General features: G+C 62.6%; 23 protein-coding genes. 13 read left to right on the plus strand and 10 right to left on the minus strand.

What is annotated here, in order from left to right; translation table 11 throughout:
* Nucleotides 1-4: 4 nt before the first annotated feature.
* Nucleotides 5-1,153 carry a PA0069 family radical SAM protein gene (locus GO014_RS16110; protein ID WP_157291339.1) on the minus strand — a complete coding sequence of 383 codons (1,149 nt, stop codon included), beginning with the start codon at nucleotides 1,151-1,153 and terminating at the stop codon, nucleotides 5-7.
* Nucleotides 1,154-1,524: 371 nt separating this feature from the next.
* Between GO014_RS16110 and GO014_RS16115 the strand changes: the two genes are divergently transcribed.
* Together GO014_RS16115 and GO014_RS16120 are read left to right on the plus strand one after the other, a co-directional pair.
* Nucleotides 1,525-3,012 carry an MDR family MFS transporter gene (locus GO014_RS16115; protein WP_157291341.1) on the plus strand — a complete coding sequence of 496 codons (1,488 nt, stop codon included), beginning with the start codon at nucleotides 1,525-1,527 and terminating at the stop codon, nucleotides 3,010-3,012.
* Between the two features lie 116 nt (nucleotides 3,013-3,128).
* Nucleotides 3,129-4,289 carry a GGDEF domain-containing protein gene (locus tag GO014_RS16120; protein WP_157291343.1) on the plus strand — a complete coding sequence of 387 codons (1,161 nt, stop codon included), beginning with the start codon at nucleotides 3,129-3,131 and terminating at the stop codon, nucleotides 4,287-4,289.
* A gap of 7 nt (nucleotides 4,290-4,296) precedes the next feature.
* On the opposite strand, the gene moaB is transcribed toward GO014_RS16120, so the two are convergent.
* The 3 genes from moaB to GO014_RS16135 form a co-directional block, all read right to left on the minus strand.
* On the minus strand, nucleotides 4,297-4,833 hold the full coding sequence (gene moaB / locus GO014_RS16125; RefSeq protein ID WP_157291345.1) for a molybdenum cofactor biosynthesis protein B: 537 nt from the start codon (nucleotides 4,831-4,833) through the stop codon (nucleotides 4,297-4,299).
* Complete coding sequence (locus tag GO014_RS16130; protein ID WP_157291347.1) at nucleotides 4,811-6,136, minus strand: MFS transporter; 1,326 nt, start codon at nucleotides 6,134-6,136, stop codon at nucleotides 4,811-4,813. Before GO014_RS16130 ends, moaB begins: the two co-directional genes overlap by 23 nt.
* A gap of 90 nt (nucleotides 6,137-6,226) precedes the next feature.
* Nucleotides 6,227-7,039, minus strand: coding sequence for a uracil-DNA glycosylase (locus tag GO014_RS16135; protein ID WP_157291349.1), 813 nt, complete (start codon nucleotides 7,037-7,039; stop codon nucleotides 6,227-6,229).
* 68 nt (nucleotides 7,040-7,107) lie between these two features.
* Here GO014_RS16135 and GO014_RS16140 point away from each other — a divergent pair, with 68 nt between their 5' ends.
* From GO014_RS16140 to GO014_RS18970, 4 genes are all read left to right on the plus strand, one after another.
* The gene (locus GO014_RS16140) at nucleotides 7,108-8,760 is read left to right on the plus strand and encodes an electron transfer flavoprotein-ubiquinone oxidoreductase (RefSeq protein WP_157291351.1); all 1,653 of its coding nucleotides are present in this window, start codon (nucleotides 7,108-7,110) and stop codon (nucleotides 8,758-8,760) included.
* Nucleotides 8,761-8,857: 97 nt separating this feature from the next.
* The gene (locus GO014_RS16145; protein WP_157291353.1) at nucleotides 8,858-10,591 is read left to right on the plus strand and encodes a tetratricopeptide repeat protein; all 1,734 of its coding nucleotides are present in this window, start codon (nucleotides 8,858-8,860) and stop codon (nucleotides 10,589-10,591) included.
* A 7-nt stretch (nucleotides 10,592-10,598) separates the two neighbouring features.
* On the plus strand, nucleotides 10,599-11,480 hold the full coding sequence (locus GO014_RS16150) for a 4-(cytidine 5'-diphospho)-2-C-methyl-D-erythritol kinase (protein ID WP_157291354.1): 882 nt from the start codon (nucleotides 10,599-10,601) through the stop codon (nucleotides 11,478-11,480).
* 150 nt (nucleotides 11,481-11,630) lie between these two features.
* Nucleotides 11,631-13,973 (plus strand): S8 family serine peptidase, encoded by a 2,343-nt coding sequence (locus GO014_RS18970; RefSeq protein ID WP_179952995.1) that lies wholly within the window; start codon nucleotides 11,631-11,633, stop codon nucleotides 13,971-13,973.
* A gap of 2 nt (nucleotides 13,974-13,975) precedes the next feature.
* On the opposite strand, the gene GO014_RS16160 is transcribed toward GO014_RS18970, so the two are convergent.
* On the minus strand, nucleotides 13,976-14,995 hold the full coding sequence (locus GO014_RS16160) for a polyprenyl synthetase family protein (protein ID WP_157291355.1): 1,020 nt from the start codon (nucleotides 14,993-14,995) through the stop codon (nucleotides 13,976-13,978).
* Between the two features lie 88 nt (nucleotides 14,996-15,083).
* On the opposite strand from GO014_RS16160, the gene GO014_RS16165 reads away from it, so the two are divergent.
* From GO014_RS16165 to GO014_RS16175, 3 genes are read left to right on the plus strand one after another with little or no spacing between them, the layout of a single operon-like run.
* A complete protein-coding gene (locus tag GO014_RS16165; RefSeq protein WP_157291357.1) occupies nucleotides 15,084-15,869 on the plus strand; it encodes a tRNA1(Val) (adenine(37)-N6)-methyltransferase in 786 nt (261 codons plus the stop codon).
* A gap of 47 nt (nucleotides 15,870-15,916) precedes the next feature.
* Nucleotides 15,917-16,762: a S49 family peptidase gene (locus GO014_RS16170; protein ID WP_157291359.1), complete on the plus strand. Its 846-nt coding sequence runs from the start codon at nucleotides 15,917-15,919 to the stop codon at nucleotides 16,760-16,762.
* 10 nt (nucleotides 16,763-16,772) lie between these two features.
* A complete protein-coding gene (locus tag GO014_RS16175; RefSeq protein ID WP_104891776.1) occupies nucleotides 16,773-16,994 on the plus strand; it encodes a hypothetical protein in 222 nt (73 codons plus the stop codon).
* Here GO014_RS16175 and GO014_RS16180 read toward each other — a convergent pair.
* Complete coding sequence (locus GO014_RS16180; protein WP_157291360.1) at nucleotides 16,991-17,854, minus strand: phosphotransferase family protein; 864 nt, start codon at nucleotides 17,852-17,854, stop codon at nucleotides 16,991-16,993. The two genes, GO014_RS16175 and GO014_RS16180, sit on opposite strands and share 4 nt — an antisense overlap.
* Nucleotides 17,855-17,991: 137 nt before the next feature.
* Here GO014_RS16180 and GO014_RS16185 point away from each other — a divergent pair, with 137 nt between their 5' ends.
* Entirely contained in the window at nucleotides 17,992-18,894 is a 903-nt protein-coding gene (locus tag GO014_RS16185; RefSeq protein WP_157291406.1) for a glycine--tRNA ligase subunit alpha, read from the plus strand.
* A gap of 15 nt (nucleotides 18,895-18,909) precedes the next feature.
* Here the strand turns inward: GO014_RS16185 and rnk are convergent, their stop codons facing one another.
* A complete protein-coding gene (gene rnk / locus GO014_RS16190; protein WP_157291362.1) occupies nucleotides 18,910-19,317 on the minus strand; it encodes a nucleoside diphosphate kinase regulator in 408 nt (135 codons plus the stop codon).
* A gap of 313 nt (nucleotides 19,318-19,630) precedes the next feature.
* On the opposite strand from rnk, the gene GO014_RS16195 reads away from it, so the two are divergent.
* The 3 genes from GO014_RS16195 to glyS are packed head-to-tail and all read left to right on the plus strand — an operon-like array spanning nucleotide 19,631 to nucleotide 24,180.
* Complete coding sequence (locus GO014_RS16195; protein WP_157291363.1) at nucleotides 19,631-20,185, plus strand: LemA family protein; 555 nt, start codon at nucleotides 19,631-19,633, stop codon at nucleotides 20,183-20,185.
* Nucleotides 20,186-20,190: 5 nt separating this feature from the next.
* Nucleotides 20,191-22,098, plus strand: a complete 1,908-nt coding sequence (locus GO014_RS16200; RefSeq protein WP_157291365.1) for a DUF2207 domain-containing protein — start codon at nucleotides 20,191-20,193, stop codon at nucleotides 22,096-22,098.
* Between the two features lie 57 nt (nucleotides 22,099-22,155).
* Nucleotides 22,156-24,180 carry a glycine--tRNA ligase subunit beta gene (glyS, locus tag GO014_RS16205; RefSeq protein WP_157291366.1) on the plus strand — a complete coding sequence of 675 codons (2,025 nt, stop codon included), beginning with the start codon at nucleotides 22,156-22,158 and terminating at the stop codon, nucleotides 24,178-24,180.
* A gap of 147 nt (nucleotides 24,181-24,327) precedes the next feature.
* On the opposite strand, the gene rnhA is transcribed toward glyS, so the two are convergent.
* Genes rnhA through ispH form a run of 3 tightly spaced genes read right to left on the minus strand, consistent with a single transcriptional unit; the run spans nucleotide 24,328 to nucleotide 26,283 of the window.
* The gene (gene rnhA / locus GO014_RS16210) at nucleotides 24,328-24,798 is read right to left on the minus strand and encodes a ribonuclease HI (RefSeq protein WP_157291368.1); all 471 of its coding nucleotides are present in this window, start codon (nucleotides 24,796-24,798) and stop codon (nucleotides 24,328-24,330) included.
* Nucleotides 24,791-25,315: a GNAT family N-acetyltransferase gene (locus tag GO014_RS16215; RefSeq protein ID WP_157291370.1), complete on the minus strand. Its 525-nt coding sequence runs from the start codon at nucleotides 25,313-25,315 to the stop codon at nucleotides 24,791-24,793. Before GO014_RS16215 ends, rnhA begins: the two co-directional genes overlap by 8 nt.
* The gene (gene ispH, locus GO014_RS16220) at nucleotides 25,312-26,283 is read right to left on the minus strand and encodes a 4-hydroxy-3-methylbut-2-enyl diphosphate reductase (protein ID WP_116589219.1); all 972 of its coding nucleotides are present in this window, start codon (nucleotides 26,281-26,283) and stop codon (nucleotides 25,312-25,314) included. Before ispH ends, GO014_RS16215 begins: the two co-directional genes overlap by 4 nt.
* Nucleotides 26,284-26,311 lie beyond the last annotated feature (28 nt).

Here is a 26,311-nt window from a genome sequence, read left to right on the forward strand (position 1 = left end):
ACGGCTAGAACAGGCTCATCTGCGCGCTTTCCACCGTCGGGGCCTCGAACAGGTCTGCCCGCAATGGCGGCAGCTTGGCATCGAGCCCGTAACGCTCGCGGGCCTTTTCGAAACGCTGGCGCAACAGGGTGGCATAAGGGCCTTCGCCGGTCATGCGGCTGCCAAAGCGTGGATCATTGTCGCGCCCGCCACGCGTGTCGCGTACCAGCGAGAGCACATGACGCACCCGGTCCGGGAAATGCCTGAGCAGCCATTCGCGGAACACGTCCCGCACTTCGCCGGGCAGGCGCAACAGGATCATCTGCGCACTGATCGCGCCCTGAGCCTTGCCGGCATCGAGAATGCGCTCAAGTTCCATATCGTTGATCGCCGGGATCATCGGCGAGGCAAAGATGGCGGTCGGAATGCCGGCTTCCGAAAGCAGGCGAATGGCCTCCAGCCGCCGCGCCGGCGAGGAGGCGCGCGGCTCCATTTTGCGGCTCAGCTTGTGGTCCATCGAGGTGACCGAAATGGCAACCTTCACCAGCCCCGATCTGGCCAGCTCGGTCAGAATGTCGAGGTCCCGCACGATCAACGCCGATTTGGTGGTGATCATCACTGGATGCCTGGTCTCCAGCATCACTTCGAGAATGCCGCGCGTCAGCTTGTGGGTGCGCTCGGCGGGCTGGTAGGGGTCGGTGTTGGTGCCCATGGCAATGGGTTTGGCGCGGTAGTTCTTTGCCGAAAGTTCGGCCCGCAACGCCTCGACGGCATTGGCCTTCACATAGATATCGCGCTCGAAATCCACCCCGGCCGAATGCCCCAGATAGGCATGAGTCGGTCGTGCGAAGCAGTATGAGCAGCCATGCTCGCAACCGCGATAGGCATTGATCGAGCGCTCAAAGCCGATATCGGGGCTGTCATTGCTGGTGATGATGGTTTTGGCGCGTTCGATATGCTCGATTGTTTCGAACATGGGCATTGGCTCGACGCTGCCCCAGCCGTCATCGAAGCTGTCACGCTGATGCTTTTCAAACCGGCCCACGCGATTGCTCTGCGCGCCCCGACCGCGAATGCTGTCGGGCCGTTCCAGTTCGCGCCGCGCCAGATCAGCGTCCCGGCTGCGGCTCAGACGTTCAAGGGCTTCAAAAGAGGGCGCCTGATAAAGGGCCATGGTTCTGTCTCCTGCCTCTACGCGGGAGGGAATCGTCTTTCCTCCAACGCATGAGAATGCTATCAGGTTGGCAGGAACAGAACAAGAACATGTAGGTGGCAACGGAGGCTACCAAAACAGATATCGGCATGGCGCCCTTGCATTGCAAGGCTTTACCGCAGGCCGATCCGGGCGTAGGAAACCGCGCTCAACCCGGCGCAATCGGCCATGCGCAATTGTACGCTGCGCTCGTCTCGTTGAAGGCATGCTGGGCCCCGAGATTCATGTTGCTGACACTGGCTGTCGCGCGTTCTTTGCAATTCCCGTGTCGAAAGCTGGCGACGCCGGCCGTCGCATGGGCGACACGCTATTCGTGATGAGGGTTACGACACATGACACTGCAAGCCACTTTGGTCGAGACGGCCGAGATCGCGCCGCACCATCCCGACAATGCCGCACGCAACAGGCTGGTCATCGCCATTCTGCTGGTCTCGACCTTTGTCGTGTTTCTCAACGAAACCATCATGAGCGTGGCCATTCCCCATCTGATGGGCGACCTAGGCGTCACCGCCAGCGCGGCCCAATGGCTGACCACGGGGTTCCTTTTGACCATGGCGGTGGTGATCCCGATCACCGGCTTCCTGCTGCAGCGGATCAATACCCGGCCGATCTTCATGCTCGCCATGGCCATCTTTTCGACTGGCACGCTGGCCTGCGCCCTGGCGCCGGGCCTTGAACTGCTGATCGTCGGGCGGGTTATTCAGGCTATCGGCACCGCGATCATGATGCCATTGCTGATGACCACTGTGATGACCCTGGTGCCACCAGAGTCCCGCGGCAAGACCATGGGCAATATTTCCATCGTCATGTCGGTGGCCCCGGCCATCGGCCCGACCATTGGCGGCTTCATCCTGGCAAATTTCGACTGGCGCTTCATGTTCTATTTTACCCTGCCCATCGCCATTGCGGCGCTGGTGCTGGGCGCGCTGCGCATCCGCAATGTCTCGACCCCCCGCTATGCCCCGCTCGATGTGCTGTCGGTGATCCTGTCGGCCTTTGCCTTTGGCGGGCTGGTTTATGGTCTGTCGAGCTTTGGCGAGAGCTTTGCCCATGCCGGCGAACCCGGCCCGGTGCCGCTCTGGCTGCCGATTGCCGTCGGCGTGATCGCTATGGGATTGTTTGCCTGGCGACAGTTCGGCCTGCAGCGCGAAGACAAGGCCCTGCTTGATCTGCGCGTGTTCCAGTCGCGCAACTACACCGTCTCGGTGTCGATGATGCTGGTGGCCATGATGGCTCTGTTCGGCACCGTCATCCTGCTGCCCATCTACACACAGAACGTGGTCGGGCTCGACACGCTCGAAACCGGTCTGCTCTTGCTGCCCGGCGGTTTGATCATGGGCCTGCTTGGCCCGGTCGTCGGCCGCCTCTACGACCGCGTCGGCCCCAGGGTGCTGGCCGTGCCGGGCGCCATTCTGGTCTCCGCCGTGCTCTGGGCTCTGACCACGGTTGGGCAGGACACCGCCCCTTGGGCGTTGTTGGCGGGCCATGTAGTGCTCAGCATTGGCCTGGCGCTGATCTTCACGCCCGTCTTCACCTCGTCCATGGGGTCGGTGCGCATGGAGCTTTATTCGCACGCTTCGGCCGTGCTCGGCTCGGTCCAGCAATTGGCCGGCGCGGCGGGCATTGCCCTGTTCGTGGCGTTGATGACCATTCGCACTGCGGCGCTTACGGCCGAGGGCGTCGAGCCGGTGGAAGCGCTGGCCGGCGGTATTCGCACCGCGTTCCTGGTCGGGGCGATCATCTCTCTGTTTGCCGTTCTTGCGGCCTTCTTCATCCGCAAGCCCGAAGGTGGCGCACCTGGACCTGGCAGCAGTCACTGACGCTTCCCCTGCAATGAGAACGTACCGGCTCCCGCCCTCTAAAAAAGGCGGGAGTTCTCTTGGCGCCAACCATTTCATTACCAATGCGGGCTAGTGCTGGCGTTGGAGGATGTCCGATGGAGACCCAAGACAATTTCGCCATCCTGGCGCCGCTGATCCAGCTCTCCTTTGCCGCCGTGTTCTACTGGCTGCAGCGGACCGGCATTGCCTCGGCCTGGCGCTGGGGGCTGGCCTATGGCTTGAGCGCCCTTGCCGCACTGCTCTATCTGCCGCCCTTCGATCCCGCCATTCAGACCGTTCTTTCGGATGCCTGCTATCTGGTGGCCTATTCGATGTTTGCCGAGGCGATCCTGGCCCGTCACAACCAACCCTTGCGGCGCATGGTTCGGACCATCGTGTTGCTCGCTTTTCTCGGGCTGGATCTGATCGCTGTCATGGTCTTCGACAGCCTCGCCCTGAGTGTGCTGGCCATCGATACGGGCGTGGGCGTACTGCTCGGTTTCGGCCTGCTCGCCTGGCGACAAATGCGCAGCAGCGTCGATATCACGCTCGGCCTGTGTGCTCTGCTGAGCGTGGCAATTAACCTCCTTTCGGCGATCACCTATGGCCTGGTGTTTCCGGCGCAGGTCGAGGTGGCGCAGGTGTTCGGCACCGAATATGCCTATGTCATGCAATTGACGGGCAGTGTGTTCGGCATCTGGTTCGGCCTGTCGGCCCTGGCCACCTATTCGCTCGACGCCATGGCCAGATATCGCGAGGCGGCGGACCGGGACCCGCTAAGTGGGTTGCTTAACCGACGGGGCTTTGACGTCTTGACCAAGCCGCTGATCAAGCAGGGCCTGGGTGGAGCCTTGCTGACCGTGGACATCGATCATTTCAAGCAGATCAACGACCGTTATGGCCACGATGCTGGCGATCTGGTGCTGATCGGGCTGGCGGACATCCTGCGCTCGACCCTGCCGGAAAAGGCGATCATTGCCCGCTTTGGCGGCGAGGAGTTCGTGGTTGTCCTCCCCCAGGCGCCCTTGAGCGAAGGCGGTGCGCTGGCCCATGCGATCCGCGTGACCTGCGCCGGCCATGATTGGCGGCCAGCCGGCATTGATCGGCAGGTAACGGTGTGCGTCGGCGTGGCCGAAGCCAATCTGGATGAGGAGACCTGGCGTCCGGCCTTCAATCGGGCCGATACTGCACTCTATGCCGCCAAGGAGGCGGGCCGGAACCAGGTGATGTTCGCCCGCAATGACAGGCTGCAACCAATCAGCCGCAGCGCTGCGTGACCGGACATCATCGCTCGTCGAGCCGGGGCATCAGCTCGACGAAATTGCACGGCTTGTGCCGGTAATCGAGCTGGTGGGTAAGAATGCCTTCCCAGGCGTCGCGGCAGGCGCCACGCGAACCGGGCAGGCAGAAGACGAATGTGGTGCCGATCAGCCCCGCCGTGGCACGCGATTGCAGCGAAGATGTACCCACGGTGGTCGCCGAATATTGGTGGAACAGCACCGAAAAGCCTTCCATGCGCTTGTCGAACAGCGGCTCGACAGCTTCCGGGGTGATGTCGCGCCCGGAAAATCCGGTCCCGCCGGTGGTCAGGATCACATCGACCTTGGGGTTGGCGACATAGGCCTGCACGGCGGCGCGCAGGAGCTGGATTTCGTCACGCACCACCTGCCGTTCGAAGCAGTGATGTCCGTCCGCTTCCAGCAGGGATTTGAGCAGCGCTCCGCCGGTATCGGTCTCCAGCGTGCGCGTGTCGGAGACGGCAATGACGGCGATGGAAAGTGGCTTGAAGGCCCGGTCCTCAAACTTTTCCGTTCTGAACATCGCCATCATCCTCCAGCGTCTCGATCAATTCCTCGGGCACCGGATCTTCACCGCCGGCCACGAACTCGTCGGCTTCACTATCAGCACGCGGGTCCAGAACAAAGGTCTCGGGTGTCACCTGCTTGTCGCTCATCGCCTGGAACGGCGCGCGCTCGGCAGCGTCCACACTCTTGCGCACCCGCATCCGCAGATAGGCGGCGCCCGCCAATGCCCCGTGGAACGTTGCTGTAACCAAGAACAGGCCCACCGGATTCCAGGCGCCCATGATCAGCGAAGCAACGGCGGGGCCGATAGCCAGGCCAACGCCCAGGATCAGCAGCATGCCCCCGGCAATCTTGGCAAAATCGCCGTCGCGGGCAAAGTCGTTGGCATGGGCCACGGCGACCGCATAGATGGGGTTTGCGGCAAAGCCATAAGCGGCAAACAGAACATACATGCCCCAGCCAGCGCCGGGATTGATCAGCACAATCAGCGCGCCCACCATGGCTGCAAAACCGGACAGGCCAATCAGCACCAGCCGGCGGTCGATGCGGTCGGACAGGCGCCCGAACGGCACTTGCGCCACCGCACCCAGAATCGCCGCCACTGAGAACAGCAGGGCGATGCCGCCGGCATCCAGCCCCCGTTGATAGCCATAGACCGGCGCCAGCGTGCCGAAGGCGCCATTGGCCATGCCGACCGAAAAGGCCGCGATCGCAGCGACAGGCGAGGTGCGATAGAGTAGGCCAATATCCACCCGCGCCGATTGCAGCGGCTTGGGTTGCGGGCTGGAGGTGAGGGCCGTGGGCAGGACCGCGCAGATGAAGCTGATCGCGCCGATGACGAAGGGTATGTAGCCCGCCGTACCGGTAACCGACATGGCAATCTGCCCCAGGGTTGAGGCTGCCATGTTAATGGTCACATAGATCGAGAAGATCGTGCCACGGTTGCGATTGTCGGTCACTTCATTGAGCCAGCTTTCAACGATCATCGCCGCGCCGGCAAAGCAGAAGCCGGAAAGCGCCCGCAGCACGATCCAGCTAAAATCGTTGATCCAGAGCAGGTTGAGCAGGATCGTGATCGTGCCGATGGCTGCCATCACCGAAAAGGCGCGGATATGCCCTACCTTGCGCACGACCAGCGGCACCGTCAGTGAGCCGGCGACAAAGCCGATCGACCAACCCGTACCGATCAGGCCCAGTGCCAGTAGCGAAAAACCTTCTTCAGCGCCGCGAACCGACAGCAGAAGCCCCTGCAGGCCACCACCGAACATGAGCAGGGCCGACCCCAGGAACAGGGCATAAATCTTGATGACGGAAGCCATGACGCTATTCGGCCTTCAGATAGAGCGTTGCAAATCACACGAACGCGACCATAGCGCGTTCAGTTGCCCTGGATAGACCGGAATTCCAGATCAGGCGAGCCCGAGTTCGTCCACACGCTGCTTGAAGCTCAACAGGTCGCGCCAGGCCTGCTGCTTGGCCGGCGGATTGCGCAGCAGATAGGCCGGGTGCAGCGTGGGTAGGGCCGGCACGGCATGGGCGCCGATGGTCACGTCCTGCCATTTGCCACGCATCTTGATGATGCCGCTGGTGGTCTTGAAGACGGTCTGCATTGCCGGGCCGCCCAGCGTCATTACCAGTTTGGGTGCGACCAGTTCCACCTGCCGGTTGAGGAAGGGCAGGCACAATTCCATTTCCTCAGGCGTCGGCGTGCGATTGCCGGGCGGCCGCCAGGGCACGGTATTGACAATATAGACCGAAGTGCGGTCGAGCCCGATGGCGCCCAGCATACGGTCGAGCAATTGCCCCGACCGGCCGACAAAGGGCTTGCCCTGCCGGTCCTCTTCGGCGCCTGGCGCTTCGCCGATCAGCATGATTTTGGCTTCCGGATTGCCATCGGCAAATACCAGTTGCGTGGCGCGGAATTTCAGCCCGCAGCCGTCATAGCTTTCGAGCGCAGCGCGCAGGGCATCAAGCGATTGGGCTGACGCCGCCAATTGACGCGCTTCGCCCGGGTCGCCACCAACCGGGCCGGAGAGGGGTTGGGGCGCTGCTGGTGCCTCACCGGCCGGCGCCGCACGCGACGGCATGGCCGCTGGCATTGGCGATTTCTGAGCAAAGCGGTCGACCGGTTCGTCAAGCACGGCCAGATCCACCCCGGCGGCCCGATACCAGTCGAGCACCGAGAGCAGTTCGGCATTGTTGAGCGGTCGATCTTGAGACATTGGGCCCGTTATGTCACACCCCGTTCAAGGGGACCAGTCGCCCTCCAAGACCCAAAGGTGCATTTCCAATGGCAGAAGCCGGCAATCGCGAAACGCTTCCGACAGATGTGCTGATCGTCGGCGCCGGTCCGTCAGGTCTGGCCGCGGCCATTAGGCTGAAACAGCGTCATCCCGAGCTTGCCGTCACGGTCGTGGAAAAGGCAGCCGAAATCGGCGGGCATATCCTTTCGGGGGCGGTGATGGACCCGGTGGGCCTTGATGCCCTGATCCCCGACTGGCGCCTGAAGGGCGCGCCGGTCGGGCCCGACGTTACCAGGGATACCTATCACTTCCTCACCCAGTCGGCTGATTTCGCCTTCCCCCATGTTCTGGTCCCGCCGCAGATGCGGACCAAGGATGCCATTATCGTCAGCCTGGGCGACCTGGTGCGCTGGCTGGGTGAGCAGGCGGCTGAACTGGGCGTCGATATTTTCCCAATGACCGCGGCGGTCGATGTGCTGCGAAGCGGCGATGGCCCGGTACGCGGCATCATCACCGGCGATCTTGGTCTGGACGTGGAGGGCAATCCCAAGCCCGGACACGCAGAGGGCATTGCGCTGGAAGCCAAGTACACGCTGATTGCTGAAGGCGCGCGCGGCTCTTTGGCCAAGCAGGTCATCGGCGATTTCGCCCTCGACAGAAATGCCAGCCCGCAAAAATTTGGCCTTGGCATCAAGGAAGTCTGGGAAATTCCGCCAGAGCGGCACCAGGCGGGCCGGGTCGATCACTATCTGGGCTTTCCGCTCGACAACGCGACTGGCGGTGGCGGCTTTGCCTATCACGCCAAGAACAACAGACTCTATCTCGGGCTGGTCGTGCATCTTGACTATGCCGACCCTACGCTCTCGCCCTTTGACGAATTCCAGCGCTTCAAGACGCATCCGTCCATCGCCCGCCTGCTTGAAGGGGCCACCCGTATCAGCTACGGCGCGCGGTCGCTGACCGCCGGTGGCTTGCAGGCTATCCCCGATCTGGCCTTCGAGGGAGGCGGGCTGATCGGCTGTGCGGCCGGGTTCATGAATGCGCCGCGCCTCAAAGCCATTCACAACGCCATCCTCTCCGGAATCGGTGCCGCTGACGCGGTCGGCGATGCCATTACCTCCGGGCGCCAGCATGACCGGATTGCCGATCTCGGGCACCACATCCTCTCGACCGGTATCGAGAAAGAACTGACCGGCGTGCGCAATCTCAAGCCGCTCTGGAGCCGGTTCGGCACGCTGCTCGGCGCGTTTTTGGGCGGCTTCGACATGTGGTGCCAGACAGTGTTACGCTTTTCCCCCTTCGGCACGCTGCGCTGGAAAGCGCCTGATTCGGCCAAGCTCAAGACTTTGGATCAGGTCACGCCACGCCAGTATGCGCGTCCCGATGGCAAGGCGACCTTTGATCGGTCGTCCTCGGTTTTTCTGGCCAATCTGGCCCATGACGAGGATCAGCCGGTACACCTCAAACTGGCTGACCCGTCCGTGCCGGTGAGCAAAAACCTGCCGCGCTATGGCGAGCCTGCGCCGCTTTATTGTCCCGCCGGTGTTTATGAAATGGCTGAGGCAAACGGCGCGCCGGTCTTTCGCATCCACCCCGCCAATTGCGTGCATTGCAAGACCTGCGACATCAAGGATCCGGCCCGCAACATCACCTGGGTGCCCCCCGAGGGCGGTAGCGGGCCCAATTACAGCGGAATGTGACCATGCGAAGCGGGCGCTGCCCTTGCGGCGCAGTCGCAAAACGGACAATCTTTGCGCCCAAACGCGGCCGGCAACGGCATAGGGAGAATTCAAGCACGTGACCCTGCTTTCCAATCGACCGGCATGGCGCCTTGCAATGGCCGCCATGCTTGCCCTGATGGCCACGCCCCTGGCGGCCCAGAGCGAGGCATCCGCGGGGCTGCGGCAGGCCGCGCAGGACATGCTCAAACTGTTCCGACCCAGCGTGACCGGCTCCTATATGGCCGGGCAGCAGGCGCTCAAGGATCTGCGGACCGACGAAGCTGCGCGCTATTTCTCCGATGCCGCTCAGGCCGATTGGGACAATCCCATTCTGGTCGAGCGAGCCTTTGTGGCGCTCGCCACCGATGGGCAGATCGGCAAGGCCGCCTCCACGGCGCGCCGCATGCTCGAACTCGATCCGGCCAATGAGCTGGCCGAACTGGTGGTGGCCTCCGAAGCACTCAAGGAGCGGCGCTACGATTCCGCCGTGCGGCAGCTCAGCCAGATTTCGCAGGACAGCTTCAGCGGCATTACCGCCGGCATTCTGCGCGCCTGGGCCATGGTTGGTGACAATCGCGGCGATGACGCGCAGGCCTTGATGGAGGAGCTGGGCGCCAACGGTCTCGACGAGTTCCTTGTCTTCCACCGCGCGCTGATGGCCGAGGCCGCTGGCGATACTGAACTTGCGCTGGAACTGGCCGCACGCGCCTTTGAGGCAGAGCCCTATGTGGCGCGCATGGCCGAAGTCTATGCCCGCATGCTGGCCAATTCCGGACGCTTCGATGAGGCCAAGGATGTGCTCGACGCCTTCGAAAGCGAAGGGCTCACCCACCCCATCATCGAGATCGTCCGCGAATCGGTCGAGGCTGGTCGGCGGCCGGGCGTGTTTGCCGCCAATGTGCAGATCGGCGCCGCTGAAATGTTCCACGGCATTGGCGTGGCCCTGTCGCGCGATGGCAGCTCCGATCTGGCGCTGGTCTTCCTGCGCCTTGGCGTCTATCTCGATCCAGGTGCCGATGTCATTTCGCTGGCGCTGGGGCAATTGCTCGACATTGCCGGGCAGCATCAGGCCGCCAACCAGATCTACGACGCCATTCCCGCAAATTCGGCCATGAAGCCGATGGCCGTCGTGCGCGTCGCTCAGAATCTGGATGCCACCGGCGACCGTGCCGAAGCCCTTCGCCGTCTCAACAATATCGTTGCCACGCGCCCCGACGATCTCGATGCTGTGTCCGTGCTGGGCGACCTGCTGCGCTATGACGAGGACTACCTGGCTGCCGCCGAGGCCTATACCAAGGCCCTGGAGATCACCGGGGGCGAATCTCCGGCCGATTGGCGCTTCTATTATGTGCGCGGCATTGCCTATGAGCGCGCCAAGGAATGGCCCAGGGCCGAGGCCGACTTCCTCAAGGCCCTCGAGCTCAATCCGGATCAGCCCCAGGTCCTCAACTATCTGGGCTATAGCTGGATCGACCAGGACATGCATCTGGTGCGGGCGCTCGAAATGATCGAGAAGGCCGTCGCCGCCCAGCCACAGGATGGCTACATCATCGATTCGCTCGGTTGGGCCTTCTACAAGCTGGACCGCATGGAAGAAGCCGTGGAAACGCTGGAACGCGCGGTCATGCTGCTGCCCAATGATCCGGAGATCAACGATCATCTGGGCGATGCCTATTGGAAAGTCGGGCGCAAGCTCGAAGCGCGCTTCCAGTGGAACATCGCCCGTTCGGTCGACGAGACGGGCAATGTCGCCGAACGGGTCGGACCCAAGCTTGCCGAGGGGCTGGCGCCCGCTGCCGAAACCCAATAGTCCGCCCATGGTCGAGGCTATCGTTCAGACGGCGCCAGCCAAGATCAACCTGGCCCTGCATGTCACACGCCGGCGCGAAGACGGCTATCACGATCTCGAAAGCCTGATCGTCTTCGCCGATATTTTCGATGAGCTCGAAGCGGTCACGGCGGCCGAGGACAGCCTAACCATATCCGGTCCGTTTTCGCGCGGTCTTGGCGCGGGGCCAAACAATCTGGTGCTCAAGGCCATTGCGGCCTTTCGTGCCCGTTGGCCGGAGCTTTCGCCGCCGGGCCTCAACCTGCATCTGACCAAGAACCTGCCTGTCGCTGCCGGGATTGGGGGCGGTTCGGCCGATGCGGCGGCGGCGCTGCGCATTCTCGCCGGTATGGCCGCGGAGCCGGTGCCCGTGGCTGATCTGGCTGATCTGGCGGCAAGGTTGGGTGCCGATGTGCCCGCCTGTCTACTCTCGCGGCCGCTGGTGGCGCGGGGCGTGGGGGAAATCCTCTCGCCATTGCCCGATTTCCCGCAGCTCCATGTGACCCTGGTCAATCCGGGTGTGGCCGTGGCAACCGCCGATGTGTTTCGCCGGCTGCGCGCCCATGACAATTATCCCCTGCCAGCACTGCCCGAGCCCCTGACGCGTCCGGCGCAACTCGGCTTGTGGCTTAACGAAACGCGCAATGACCTGCAGCCGCCGGCGGTCAAGCTGGTGCCCGAGATCGGTGTTCTCATCGAAGAATTGGCGGAGACTCCTGGTTGCATGCTCTCGCGCATGTCCGGATCCGGCGCTACCGTCTTCGGTCTGTTCGGCTCGGAAGGGCAGGCGCATGAGGCGGCAAATCACATTCGCCGGCAATATCCGGACTATTGGGCAGCGGCAGCCGCCATTTCCGGCCCGGCGATATGAGGCCGAGCCTTTAGAAAATGTGATCGCATAAGTGTCGATCGCCTGTATTGGGAGTGGTCGGCTTCTGCTACTAAATCTCGGGGGCGCATTTATTGCAGAAACACGCTGACGTGTGTCGGTGGCGTTCATTTCGTTGCGGATCCGATCAGCGTGCCTTTCCCAACCTTTCTCAAATCCACCGCGGCGATCAGCCTGACCGTCGCGTTGGCCGCATGCTCAAGCGGCGGATCGTCCTCGTCAAGTAGCAGTTCGGGCAGCAGTTCGGGCGGCAGCGGGTCCAGTTCGGTGCCAAGCTATGTGTTCACGCCAGCGCCCAGCGCGACCTGGGGCACCCGCGGCGTCACCTTCAATGCCGCGCAGGCCGCCGCCTTCGCTGCTTCGGCCGAATTTCGGGCCAGCGACGCAAGCTGCGTCACGGTCGGGTGTGGAGTTACGCCAACCGGCACCCAGTCGGCCGCCTTTGTGCTGCATGGCGTCAACTGGGCCCATTCGGCCGGGCTGACCGGTGCGGGCAAAACCATCGCCATCGTCGATGACGGCTTCCGGCTGTCCCATCGGGAATTGGCCGGCAAAACCATCACGCAGACCGGCATATTGCCCGACAAGGGACACGGTACTTTTGTGGCTTCGCTGGCTGCGGGCAAGAAGGATGGGATCGGTATGCATGGCGTAGCGCCCGGGGCCGATCTCCATCTGACCTCCTTTGCGCCATCCGGCTCAGGGTTCGACATTGCCAATGTCACCGCCGGCACCCTGGCGGCAGCAGGCCTAAACGCGGTCGCCCAGAACAACTCCTGGGGTTTTGAGGTCTCATCGCTGAACCTGCAGACCTATCTTAAGAATAATCCCGGTGCCACAACCGCACAGGGCCTGAACGCAACCCTGGGCCATGGAACGGCAAATTGGCAGACCTATCTGAATGCGCTGGACAGTTTCCAGAATACGGGCGTCGTTGTCTGGGCGCTGTCCAACGACAATAGCCTGACTTCGGGCGATGTCATGGCCGCCTTGCCCTATTTTGAGCCCCGTCTGGCCGAGGCCTGGATTTCGGCGGCCAATGGCTATTTCGAGGTCAACGGTAGCGGCGACATTACCCGCGCAGTTCGTCTGTCTGCAGCCTGTGGTTTGGCGGCCAAGTTCTGCCTAGCTGGTGATGGTATCACCACGGCCGCCTGGAACGGCAACGACACCGACTATCGCAGTGGGTTCGGCACGTCCTTCGTTGCGCCCCAGGTGGCTGGAGCCGTTGCGCTGTTGGCCGGGGCTTTTCCCGACATGACGCCGTCCGAATGGGCGCAGCGCCTGTTGGCCAGTGCGGACAATTCCTGGTTTGCCGCCCAGGGCGTCCCACTTGCCGGCACGATCGACTATGGCAATGGCGTTACTCATTCCTATTCGACCGAATGGGGCCACGGTGTGATGGACATTCGGGCCGCGCTCAGCCCGATAGGCTCGGTCTCGGTGCTGAGCGGCGCCAGCGTTGCCAGCGCGGAACGCCATAGCCTGTCCGAAAGCGCCATTGTGGCGCCCTCCAGCTTTGGCGATTCTCTCTCGCGCGCGCTCGAGCCCCAGCAACTGGCGGTGTTCGATGCGCTCAACCGCGCCTTTTCCGTGTCTTCGGCCAGCGCCGTGCAGACCGCGCCTGCGACCGTATTGCCGAGACTACCAGGACAGGCCAGCATTGATCAGGGGCATGACGGGCTCAATCTCATCCACACCGGTGACCTCGCCAGTGCCGTGACCGGCTTTGCTGGGGCCGGCGGTGGGGCATCGGTGCTCACCATGGCGGGCGAAAGCCTGCTGGTCGCCTCGATTGCCCCTGTCGGTGCGGCAGGCGAGCTGACCACCTATGGCTTTGCGGCCGAACACGGCGCGGTGGACAATGGCGCGCTGGCCGGAGCAGGCATGACTCTTTCCCTGCCGCTCGGCAGCGGGCAGGTTCGGCTCGGCGCTACGCTGGCCGGGGAACAGGGGGCGGTGATGGGGCTCGATGGCGGAACGGCCTTCGATTTCGGTTCCGGAAGCGCCATTGGCGCGCTGAACCTGGGACTGGAGCAGCCAATAGCGCCGGGCCTGTCGCTGTTCGGTCGCCTCGAATACGGCGCCGTCGCGCGCCAAGGGGGCGGCAACGGCCTGGTTTCAGATTTGTCGGGCCTGACCTTTTCCGGCATGGAGATCGGCGCCAGTTTCGCCAATACCCTGGCTGCGGGCGACCGCCTCACCCTGTCCGTGTCGCAGCCCCTGCGTATCGAGACCGGCATCGTCGAAATGACCCGGCCGGTTGCGCGCTTGGCCGATGGCAGCATCGTCAACCAGACTTCAAGCGCGGACCTGACTTCATCGGGCCGCGAGATTGATCTTGGGCTGTCCTACGAGGCCAGCCTGCCCAACCAGGCTTCGTTCAGCCTCGGCTTCAAACATGCCATCAGCGCCGGACATGTTGCTGGACAGAGCGGCTCGGGGCTGATGTTCGGCTACCGACAGGGGTTCTAAGACTAGCTTGCGCGGCTGACGCTGTGCACCACCACCTCGGCGAGAATGGACTTCATTTCGCTTTCGGGAAGTTGATCGAGCGCAGCAATGGCGGCCCTGGCATGGTCCTGCGCTTTTTCCAAGGTCTTCCTCAGCGTCTCGTAGCGGTTGAAGATGGCCACCACCTGATGCACTTCGAGGTCCGTGGCTTCGGCATTGCCCAGTGCTGCAGCGATAAGGGTGCGCTCGCTTTCGCTGGCGGACTGCAGCGCCAGGATCACCGGCAGGGTCATCTTGCCTTCACGCAAATCGTCGCCGACATTCTTGCCCAGCGTTCCCGACTGTCCGCCATAATCGAGCGCATCATCGACAAGCTGGAAGGCATTGCCCAATTCCAGCCCATAAAGCGCCAGCGCCTTGCGGCCGGCCTCGTTGGCCCCGCCCGACATGGCTCCGACCTCGCAGGCGGCCTCGAACAGCACGGCGGTCTTGGCGCGGATCACTTCGGCATAATCGGCGGCAGTGGTATCGAGATCGCCGGTCTTGGCCAGCTGGAAGACTTCACCTTCCGCCATCACGGCGGAGGCGGCAGACAGCACCCCGAGTGCATCGACGTCGCCGGTTTCCACCATCATCATGAAGGCCTGGCCGAGCAGGAAGTCGCCCACCAGGATCGAGGCCTTATTGCCCCAGACCATGCGGGCCGCCGGCTTGCCACGGCGCATGTCGCTTTCGTCCACCACATCGTCATGCAGCAGCGTGGCATTGTGCATGAACTCGACAGCGGCGGCGAAATTGATGGCGCTGCCATTGCCTTTGCCGAACAGGATTGCGGCGGCGACCGTCAGCATGGGCCGCAGGCGCTTGCCGCCGCTTTCGATCAGATAGCGCGCGAGCTCGGGCACCATGTCCACATGGCTCTCGGCGCGCTCCAGAATGAGGGCATTGACGCGCGCCATGTCATCCGCGGTGGCGGCTATCAGCCGCTCCACCGGGTTCATGTCTGGCGCCTGATTGATCTTGGGCAGAACTGACACCGCCATAAAGTCCTTGATGCCTGAAGGGCAATTCGGGTTGAGACCGCCGTGCCCAGCCATGTATGGTTCGGGCAAAACCAGCCTTCCGGTTGCGATGTCCCTAGACCAGCCCGCCCAGTTTGTAAAACATCAAACCATAACGCGCGACGCCTTTTTGGGCGGGCGGCTCACTCTGTCGCAGCCCCGAACCGGTTTTCGCGCCGGACTGGACAGTGTCCTGCTCGGCGCCGCCGTGCCTGCGGGCACGCGCAACGTGCTCGATCTGGGCGCGGGCGTGGGCACAGCGGCCCTATGCGCGTTGGCCATGGGGCGCGCCGAAAAGGCCTGTCTGGTCGAGCGGGACGAAGCGGCGCTGGCGCTGGCGCGGGACAATGTCGCCCAGAACGGCCTTGCCGAAAGGGCCGATGTTCTGGCGCTCGACATTCTGGTCAAGGGCGCGGACCGGCGCACCGCTGGTCTGAATGACAATGCTTATGATGTGGTGATCGCCAACCCGCCTTATTTCGGCGCAGGGCAGGGCACGCATGCGCCGGACGGTGCGCGGGCCGATGCCCGCCACATGGACACCGATAGTCTCGACCTCTGGGTCAAGTGCGCCGCGACGGCGGCCAGCGCCGGTGGCACCGCAATCGTCATCTATCCCGCCGAAGGTCTGGCGGCCCTGTTGGCCGCCTTTGACCGCCGTTTTGGCGGTATTGTGATATTGCCGCTTTGCCCGCGCCCGGGTGCATCTGCGTCTCGCGTCCTGGTGCGCGGACAAAAGGGGTCGCGCGCGCCATTGAAACTGTTGGCCGCACGCCCCCTGCACGGCGAACAGGGCAATGGCTTTACCCCCGAATTCGAAGCCATCTTGCGCGGCACGGCGGTGCTGGACTGGTAATGGCGCCCGCGCCTGCCTAAATGTCCGGAACATCCAGGGGAGCACACATGACCGAGACGCCCACGGGCACCAAGCGCAATTGGCTGAGCCGACTGATTCACCGCCCGCCCGTCATTCCGGTTGTGCGCCTGCAGGGCGTGATCGCCGCCGAACAGCGGCCCGGCCGGCTCAATATCGCCACGGTCGAACCCTTGCTGGCCAAGGCCTTTACCATCAGATCGGCGCCCGCCGTCGCCATCGTCATCAACTCACCTGGCGGCTCGCCGGTACAGAGCCGGCTGATTTCCAAACGCATTCGCGATCTGGCCAGTGAGCACAACAAGCCCGTACTGGTTTTCGTTGAGGATGCTGCTGCCTCGGGCGGATACTTTATCGCCGTGGCCGGAGACGAGATCTTTGTCGATCCCTCTTCGATTGTCGGCTCAGTCGGTGTCATCATGGCGACCTTTGGCTTTGTCGGCGCCATCGACAAGCTCGGCATCGAGCGCCGCGTGCATACAGCAGGCCGGAACAAGTCGACGCTCGATCCCTTCCTGCCCGAAAAGGCGGAAGATGTGGAACGCATCAAGCACTTCGAACTCGATATCCATCAGGTCTTCATCGACCATGTAAAGGCCGGGCGCCGCGGTCGACTCAAGGCCGATGATGACACCCTGTTCACCGGCGAGTGGTGGACCGGTCTGCGGGGCGTGGAACTGGGGCTTGTCGATGCCATTGGCGATCTGCACACCGTTCTGCGGCAGCGCTTTGGCCCCGAAGTGGTGCTCAAGCCCATTGCGCCCAAACGCCCCTTCTTCGCTTTGCCCCGGCTGGGATTTTCCGCTCAGGGCATGGTAGAGGAGGTCACCACGTCTTTCGAGGATCGCGCCTGGTGGGCGCGGATCGGTCTCTAGGTCTTAAAGCATGCTCCTGCGCATACTGCTCTTTGTGGGCCTCGGCCTGCTGATCTATTTCGGCATCCGCCGCATCTGGAAGGATTGGACCAACAAGTTCAATCACGACGCCGAGGAAGCCAAACGGATCGCCCGCGAACGCGATCGCGCCGAACGCGCCAAACCCGGCGTCATCGACCTCAAGCGCGACGAGGACGGAACCTACCGGCCAAAGGACGGGGATCGCGACTAGCGGCCGGCCAGAATGCGCCTGCACCAGCGCATCAAAGCGGGATCGTCTGCGGCAAAGGACCAGTAGGCCGCCAGCCAGCGTTTGGCGTTCGGGTAGTGGGCCGTGAGATTGTGTTCTGCAAGCCGGCCCATGGCCAGCGCGCGGTCTGCCTCGGTTGCGTCTGGCGATATTTCGCTGTCGAGATAGGCAACAGCGCTCCAGGCTTCCATGCGCGCGTCGCCGATTATGGTCGATGGTCCAAAGTCGAGCACAGCTGTGACGGTGCTGCCTTGCGCCAGCACATTGCCCGGAAAATAGTCCATATGCACGAGCGCGGCTTGGGTTGGCACCGGCAGGACGATGTCACGCATCGCCGCCACGGCAGGGCGCAGGTCAGTGGGACAGCTTGCAAGGCTCCGCTCCACACGGGCGCGAAGAAATCCTTTCCAATCAGTCGCGCACAGCTCCGCGTCGCCAAGCAATGGACCGTAGTCCGGACGGTGAATTGAAATTGTCCTGATCTGGTCGGCCACACTGAGATAGTCGATAAGCAGGTCAGCGCGCTCGGGGCCGGACATACCCTTGAGAAGTTGCGAGACCGGCTGCCCCGATAATCTGGGTTCAACGCTGAAAACGCGCCCATTCCATGCCTGCACACTGTCCGCCGACGGCACTTGAAACTTCAAATGTCGGGCACCAGTCTTGATCTCGGCCATCAGGCCGGCCCTTTGTTCTGCGTCTGCCAGCGCTGCCCCGCCCCGCAAGATGCGAACAACATGCGCATCATCCAGTGCATAAACCTGTGCTTCGCTACCGGCTCCAAGCAGGGTGGCTTGCGGATGGCCGAGATAGGCAAGAATGTCGAGGTCCGTGGCGCTCATGACTGCATCTGCGGGGGACTGCGATCATGTGTCAATGCAGGCTTTGTCCTCCGCGCCATTGACCACTCCGGCGCACCCCACTAGAGCTTTGTCCGCTTCATTGCAGGACTTTTGACATGACCTCTCGCCCCGCCCACATGGACCCGAAGAATTCCTTCCAGGGTCTGATCCTGACGCTGCAGCAATTCTGGGCTGAGCAGGGCTGCGTGATCCTGCAGCCCTACGACATGCAGATGGGCGCTGGCACCTTTCATACGGCGACGACATTGCGCGCTTTGGGTCCAAAACACTGGAAGGCCGCCTATGTGCAGCCATCCCGTCGCCCCACTGACGGACGCTATGGCGAGAACCCCAATCGGCTGCAGCACTATTACCAGTTCCAGGTGATCCTGAAGCCCTCGCCGGACAATATCCAGCAGCTTTATCTCGACTCGCTGGCCGCCATTGGCCTCGACCAGAGCGTGCATGACGTGCGCTTTGTCGAGGACGATTGGGAAAGCCCGACCCTGGGCGCTTGGGGCCTGGGCTGGGAATGCTGGTGCGACGGCATGGAAGTGAGCCAATTCACCTATTTTCAGCAGGTTGCCGGCTTCGAGTGTGCCCCCGTGCCGGGCGAGATCACCTATGGTCTTGAACGCCTTGCCATGTATGTGCAGGGCGTTGAGAACGTCTATGATCTCAACTTCAACGGCCGGACCGGCGAGGAGAGGGTCACTTATGGCGATGTCTTCTTGCAGAATGAGCAGGAAAGCTCGAAATACAATTTCGAGGCGGCTGACACCGAAATGCTGTTCCGCCACTTCGAGGATGCGGAAAAGGAATGCCGCGCCATTCTCGAAAAGGGTGCCGAGGGCAATCGTCAGACCATGGCGATCCCGGCCTATGAGCACGTCGTCAAGGCCTCGCATAATTTCAACATGCTCGATGCACGTGGCGTAATCTCGGTCACAGAGCGCCAGAGCTACATCCTGCGCATCCGCGAACTGGCCAAGGCCTGCGGCCAGGCCTGGTTGCAAACCGCCGGCGGCGGCGCGGAGTAACCGCGCCGCTTGGCGTCAGGCCGCTACCGACGTTTCCACCTTCAACACCGTCAGCTTGTGCCGCTTGTCGGCGCGGTCATGCCAGGTGATCGACTGGCCGGCCTTGAGCCCGATCAGCGCGACCCCGATCGGGGTCATCACAGAAATGCGGCCTTCTTCGATATTGGCATCCACCGGATAGGACAGGGTCACGGTCTGCTCCTGCCCCGAATTGGTTTCGAAGGTCACGCGTGAGCCCATGCGTACCACGCCATCGGGCAGCTTTGCGTCATTGACCACCTTGGCGCGATCCAGCTCGGTGAGCAGGATCTCGGCCAGATCCGGATTGCGGTCGAGACCGGCTTCACCCAGTGCGTAGAGCTTGGTGTGATCGGTCTGGCCAAGCGTCAGGGGCGGGGTCAGGTCGCGGCGGATCTCAGTCATTTGAGGGTCCTTTCTAAAAGTCGAGCCGCGCGCGCAAGAGCGCAGCGCAGGCGGGAACTGTGAAACTGAAGTTGAAGAACGGTGCGCCGGCGGCGGAACAGAACTGTTCAAGAGCCCTAAGCAGGCTCCGGCGCGGGCATGCCTAGGGTAGATAGCTTGCGTGAAGAAAGCTGCAGCGATGCCATTGGCGCGTGTTCATAGTCTAAAAGCTAGGGATTGGCGGCGGGAAGTCAAGCCCGCCGATCAAACCGGCGTTGCAAAGCCCCGGCCACAATGCCAGTTTGCGCCGCACATTGCTTGAGGGAGCGCAGCTATGGAATGGGTCGTTCTTCTGCTCGTGGTCGGCATCGCCGGCTACGCCATCGTCATCTACAACTCGCTGGTGTCCAACAGGCAGATGGTGCGCGAGGGCTGGTCGGGCATTGACGTGCAGCTCAAGCGCCGCACCGATCTCATCCCCAATCTGATTGAAACGGTGAAGGGCTATATGGCCCATGAGCGCGAAACGCTCGACGCCGTGGTCAATGCGCGCGCCAAGGCAACCAGCGCTTCTGCCGCCGGACCGGAAGCGCGTGCCAAGGCGGAAGGCGAGCTTTCCGCCGCTCTCGGACGCCTGCTGGCCATCGCCGAGGCCTACCCGGACCTCAAGGCCAATACGACCTTTCTGGAATTCCAGACGGCCCTCCAGGGCGTCGAGGACGAGATCCAGATGGCCCGCCGCTATTACAACGGCGCCGTTCGCAATCTGAACATCCAGGTGGAAAGCTTCCCCTCGAACCTGGTCGCCAATGCCTTCAAGTTCGAACAGGCCGAATATTTCGAGCTGGAGAACGAAGCCGAGCGCGCCGTGCCGCAGGTGAAGTTCTAAACCTCATGCCTGTTCTGTTCCGCCTGATCGCTGCTCTCGCGCTGTTTCTCGCGCTGGCTGTGCCCGCTTTGGCGCGCGAGGAAATCCGCGCCTTTGCGTCCGATGTCGAGCTGTTGACCGACGGATCGGTCAATGTGCTCGAAACCATCGACGTGAATGCCGAGGGCAACCAGATCCGGCGCGGCATTTATCGTGACATCCCGGTCACCATGATCGGGGAGAGCGGCAACAAGATCCGTATCACGCTCGATGTTGACGCGGTAACGCGGGGCGGCCACCCCGAAATGTTCCGCGTCGAGCGCATGGGTGATTTCCAGCGCATCTGGATCGGTGATCCGGACGTTTTCCTGCGCCACGGCGAACATCGCTACACCATTGAGTACGCCATGGACCGCATGGCGCGGCCCACTGCCGATGGTACAGGTGACGAACTCTATTGGAATGCCACCGGCAATTACTGGGACTTTCCCATTCTGAGCTCGGTCGCGCGCGTGCGTCTGCCCAATGGGGCCGTGATCGAGGATATGGCGGCTTATACAGGCGTTGCGGGAGCCACCGGCCGCGATGTCTCCATGACGCGAGAAACCGACAACTCCGCCATTTTCCGCACCCAGCGGCAGTTGGACCCCGGCGAGGGCATGAGCTTTGCCGTTTCCTTCCAGAAGGGCGTGGTGACTTATCCCGAAGGGATGGAAGCCCTCCTGCAAACCGCCTCGGACCTGCGCGAAGTCTGGCTGCCGGTCCTCGCTGTCCTCCTGCTCGTGGCCTACAACTTCACCGCCTGGCTGCGCGTCGGCCGCGACCCGCCCAAGGGCACCATCATTCCGCTGTTTCATCCGCCGCGCGACTTTTCGCCTGCGCTGACCCATTTCGTGCACAAATGGGGGTTCTCCAACTCGGGCTGGACCGCCATGACGGCAGCCATCTTCAATCTGGGCGTCAAGGGACTGGTTACAGTTCGAAACCCGGGCAAGACTTTGACCGTTGCGGTGACCGGCAAGCGGCCAGACCAAAAACTGCCCATCGGTGAGCAGGTTTTGTTCTCCTATTTTGAAGGCAAGGGCGCGGTCACATTCAACAAGGCCAATGGCAGGGATCTGGGCACCAAGCGCACTGAGTTCACCAGCGCCATCGAAAGCGAGAACCGCAAGATCTGGTTCAACCACAATTGGGGCTATGCGGGGTTCGGTTTCCTGCTTGCGGCAGCCATGATCGTAGCGATGGTGGTGTTCGATGTGCTCGAACCGATATGGCTGTTCATCGCCGTTTTTGCAGGGATCTTCTTTGGCGTGATTGGTAGCGTGACTTTTGGGGTTATCAAGTCCGGTGGCGCCGTCCGGCGCTTCATTACCCTGGTATTCGTGGCGGTCTTTGCCTTTAATTTTGCCGGCGGGGCGCTGGAAACCTTCACCAGCTTCTCCATCAATTCCGGAGCACTGGCGGCCGCCTCCATGGTGCTGATCAGCATCATTTTCACCGTCCTGCTGCGCGCCCCGACCGTGCAGGGACGAAAGCTGATGGACCAGATCGAGGGGCTCAAGCTCTATCTCGAAACGGCCGAGAAAAACCGGCTCAACATCGTCGACGAGCCGCCCATGACGATCGAGCGCTTCGAGCGGCTTTTGCCCTATGCCATAGCACTGGGCGTTGAAAAGCCCTGGTCCGAGCATTTCGAGGCCGAGCTGGCCCGCAATGCAGTGCCCGACGCCGACAAAGGCACCTACACGCCGCACTGGTACTCGGGCCGCCGATCCTTCAATTCGGGAAACATCGCCAAGGCTGTGTCGGGCGCATCAGCCGGCATGGCCGCTGCCATGGTCGCGGCCCAGCCGGTCCAGGCCAGCTCGTCCGGTTCCAGCGGTGGTGGTTTCTCCGGCGGTGGCGGAGGGGGCGGCGGCGGCGGCGGCTGGTAGACAACGCACCGCCCCCACGCTAAGCACGCACACGCCTTCAAACACCGGTTGCCTTCCATGCCCGAACTGCTGCTCGAACTCTTTTCCGAGGAAATTCCCGCCCGCTTTCAGCGCCGCGCGGCCGAGGACCTCAAGAAAGCCGTGACCAATGCGCTGGTCGATGTTGGGCTGGTCTATGAAGGCGCCAAGGCATTCGTGACCCCGCGCCGCCTCGCGCTGTCCGTTTCCGGCCTGCCGGCTCGCTCGCCCGACACGCGCGAGGAAAAGAAGGGCCCCAAGGTTGGGGCGCCCCAACCAGCCATTGATGGCTTTCTGCGCTCGGCGGGCCTCAGCTCCATCGATCAGGCGAAGGTGGAAAGCGACCCCAAAAAGGGCGAGTTCTATGTCGCCGTTATCGAGAAGCCCGGGGCCGACGCCGTCGACCTGCTTTCAGGCATCCTGCCCAAGGTGATGACCGATTTTGGCTGGGCCAAGTCCATGCGCTGGGGCTCGGGCAGCTTCAACTGGGTCCGTCCGCTGCGGGCCATTACTGCAACCTTCGGCACCGAAAATGACGAGCCGATTGTCGTGCCCTTCGCCGCGGCAGGCCTGGAATCCGGCCAGACCACGTTCGGGCACCGCTTCCTTGCGCCCGATGCCATCCGCGTCAAGCGCTTCGAGGACTACCAGATCGCGCTGGAGCGGGCCAAGGTGGTGCTCGATATCGATCGTCGCAAGGACATCATCCGCGCGGACGCCGACAACCTCGCCTTCGCCCAGGGTCTTTCCGTCATCCATGACGAAGGCCTGCTCGAAGAAGTGGCCGGGCTGGTCGAATGGCCCAATGTGATGATGGGCTCGTTTGATCCCGAATTCCTCAAGCTGCCAGAGGAAGTCATCATCGCCACCATTCGCGCCAACCAAAAGTGCTTCTGCCTGCGCGATGCGGCTGGCAAGCTGGCGCCTAATTTCATCATCACCGCCAATACCATCCCCGCCGATGGTGGCGCCGTGGTGATCGCCGGCAATGAGCGCGTCATCCGTGCCCGCCTGTCGGATGCGGCCTTCTTCTTCCAGGGCGATCTGGCCATTCCGCTCGAACACGGTCTGCCCAAGCTCGAAGACATGGTGTTTCACGCCAAGCTGGGCAGCCAGTTCGCCATGGTCGAGCGCCTCGTGCATCTGGCGGCGCAAATCGCCCCCAAGGTCGGCGCCGATGTCGATCTGACCAAGCGGGCTGCCATGCTAGCCAAGGCCGATCTCGTCACCGGCATGGTTGGCGAATTCCCGGAATTGCAGGGGTTGATGGGCCGCTATTATGCGGCCGCCCAGAAAGAGCCCGACGCCATCGCCTCCGCCATTGAGATGCATTACAAGCCGCTCGGTCCAACCGACCGCGTGCCCACCGAGCCGGTGTCGATCGCGGTGGCCTTGGCCGACAAGCTCAACGTGCTCTCCGGTTTCTGGTCGATCGATGAAAAGCCCACAGGCTCGCGCGATCCGTTCGCGCTGCGCCGCGCCGCCCTCGGGGTCATCCGTATCATCACCGAGAACGGGCTGAAATTCCCGCTTGAGGTCGAACCGGATCTCCTCAGCTTCGTCCATGACCGTCTGAAGGTGTCGCTGCGCGACGCCGGGGCACGCCATGACCTGCTCGACGCCGTCATCTCGGCCGACAGCGATGATATCTTGCAGATTACTCAGCGCGTAGAAGCCCTCTCTACCTTGTTGGCCAATGATGATGGCGCCAACTTGCTCGCTGGATACCGGCGGGCCGCCAACATCCTGGCTGCCGAGGAAAGGAAGGACGGCAAGGCCTTTGCGGGTGCGGTCGATCAGGCCGCGCTCAAGCTGCCTGAGGAATCAGCTCTGGCGTCGGCCGTGGAAGCCGTGAACGGCGCAGTTTCCGCGCTGGTGGCCGAGGACGACTACAAGAGTGCCATGGCCGAGCTTGCGACCTTACGCGGCCCGGTGGACGCGTTCTTCACCGCGGTCCTGGTCAATGATGAGGATGCAGCGGTTCGTGCCAATCGCCTGAACTTGCTGGCCCGCCTGCGCGACACCATGCATTTGGTCGCCGATTTCTCCAAGGTCGCTGGTTAGAGCCGACGGAACCGGACGGGCGTCGTCCGGTTCACCGGGTTGAGGGCGAATTTCCAGATTACCTGACTGGGCGCGCTGATGTTCTGGGGGCCGGATACGCCTTTGGCCCGGTCTGGGCGTCGATCAACTGGTTAGTGCCCAAGCGGCCTAGAACGGCGGCGTAAAGCTTTCTGTTTTCTGCTTTTTGAACGGCGCCATGCCTTCGCGGGCCAATTCGTCCGCGCGTTCGTTCAACGCGTCCCCGGCATGCCCCTTGACCCAGTGCCAGGAAATTTCATGGCGTTTGGTGGCTGCATCGAGTGCCTGCCACAATTCGACATTCTTGACCGGCTTCTTGTCTGCCGTGCGCCAGCCATTGCGCTTCCAGCCGTGAATCCAGCTTTGCACGCCATTCTTGACATATTGGCTGTCGGTATGGAGGTCGACGTGACACGGGCGGCTCAGCGCGTTGAGCGCTTCGATGGCTGCGGTCAGCTCCATCTTGTTATTGGTGGTCAGCGCTTCGCCGCCCTTCAATTCCTTGCGGTGCGGACCGAATTGCAGAATGGCACCCCAACCGCCGGGACCGGGATTGCCCGAGCAGGCGCCGTCGGTATGGATGATAACGCCATCAGACATGGTGCGGCCGCCGGTAGACATGGAACTGGCAGGTAAGACCGTTGTGATCGACCTCGACATGCGTTTCTTCCATGCCGATCTTTTTGAGGACGGCGAGGGAAGGAGCGTTCCTGGTGTCGGCGAAGCCGATGAAATGTGGCGCGTCGGTTTCCCGGAAGATCCAGTCGCGCAAACCGCTCGCCGCTTCCGTCGCATAGCCCACCCCGTGATATTCTTCGAAAAGGGCGTAGCCTATCTCTGGTTCTCCAGTGCGGGGATAAATGCCGTATCCGGCGCGACCAATAAATTTGCCATCACTCTTGCGGGTCAGTCGCAACTTGCCCAATTGCCGGGTCTCGAACAGTTCGATCCAGCCGCGCAGCGCGGTCTCGGCCTGTTCGCGCGTCCAGGGCGCCCCGCTCAGGCTCAGATAGCGCGACACATTGGGATTGCCGTGCAAAGCCAGCAGATCGTCAAGCTGGTCCATACGCCAGCCGGACAGCACCAGCCGCTCGGTTTCGAACAGATCAAGGCTCATCGTCCGGAGGCCGCTTCCAGATTGCGCAGCACGCGGGGAATGTTGAACGCGATGTTCTCCTCCGCCGTGGTCTTGGTCTCGACTTTCACTTCATAGCGCGCGGCGAATGCATCGATCACTTCCTCGACAAGGCTCTCCGGGGCCGACGCACCGGCGCTCACGCCGAGCGAGGTGATGTCGCCATACAATGACCAGTCGATTTCGCTGGCCCGGTCGACCAATGTTGCGACCTTGCAGCCATTGCGCAGGGCCACTTCCACCAGGCGCTGCGAATTGGACGAGTGGGGCGAGCCGACCACGATCATGGCATCGACCAGCGGCGCCACGGCCTTGATGGCCTCCTGCCGGTTGGTCGTGGCGTAGCAGATGTCTTCCTTGTGCGGACCATTGATGGCCGGGAAGCGCGCTTTGAGGGCGGCAACGATTTCCCGCGTATCATCCACTGAAAGCGTGGTTTGCGTCACAAAGGCCAGCGTCTCCGGGTCCTTCGGGGTGAAGGCATTGGCATCCTCCACCGTTTCGATCAGCGTCACGGCACCGGCCGGAAGCTGGCCCATGGTGCCGATCACTTCGGGGTGACCGGCGTGTCCGATCAGCACGATTTCGTGTCCTTCCTCATGGTGGCGCGAGGCCTCGACATGGACTTTGCTGACCAGCGGGCAGGTGGCGTCGAGGAAGAACATGTTGCGAGCCTTGGCATCCGCTGGCACGCTTTTGGGTACGCCATGAGCCGAGAAGACAACGGGTGAATCGGTCTCGGGGATTTCGTCGAGTTCCTCGACAAACACGGCGCCCTTGGCCTTCAGGCCCTCCACCACATATTTGTTGTGCACGATGGCGTGGCGCACATAGACGGGTGCGCCATATTTTTCGAGCGCCAGTTCCACGATCTGGATCGCCCGGTCCACGCCGGCGCAGAATCCGCGCGGGGCGCAGAGCAGAATGTTAAGGTGCGGCCTTTTTTCCATGCCAGATCAGATGCTTTCCCCGCACTTG

Origin of the sequence: Devosia marina (assembly GCF_009758415.1) — a bacterium.
GTDB classification, from domain to species: domain Bacteria; phylum Pseudomonadota; class Alphaproteobacteria; order Rhizobiales; family Devosiaceae; genus Devosia; species Devosia marina.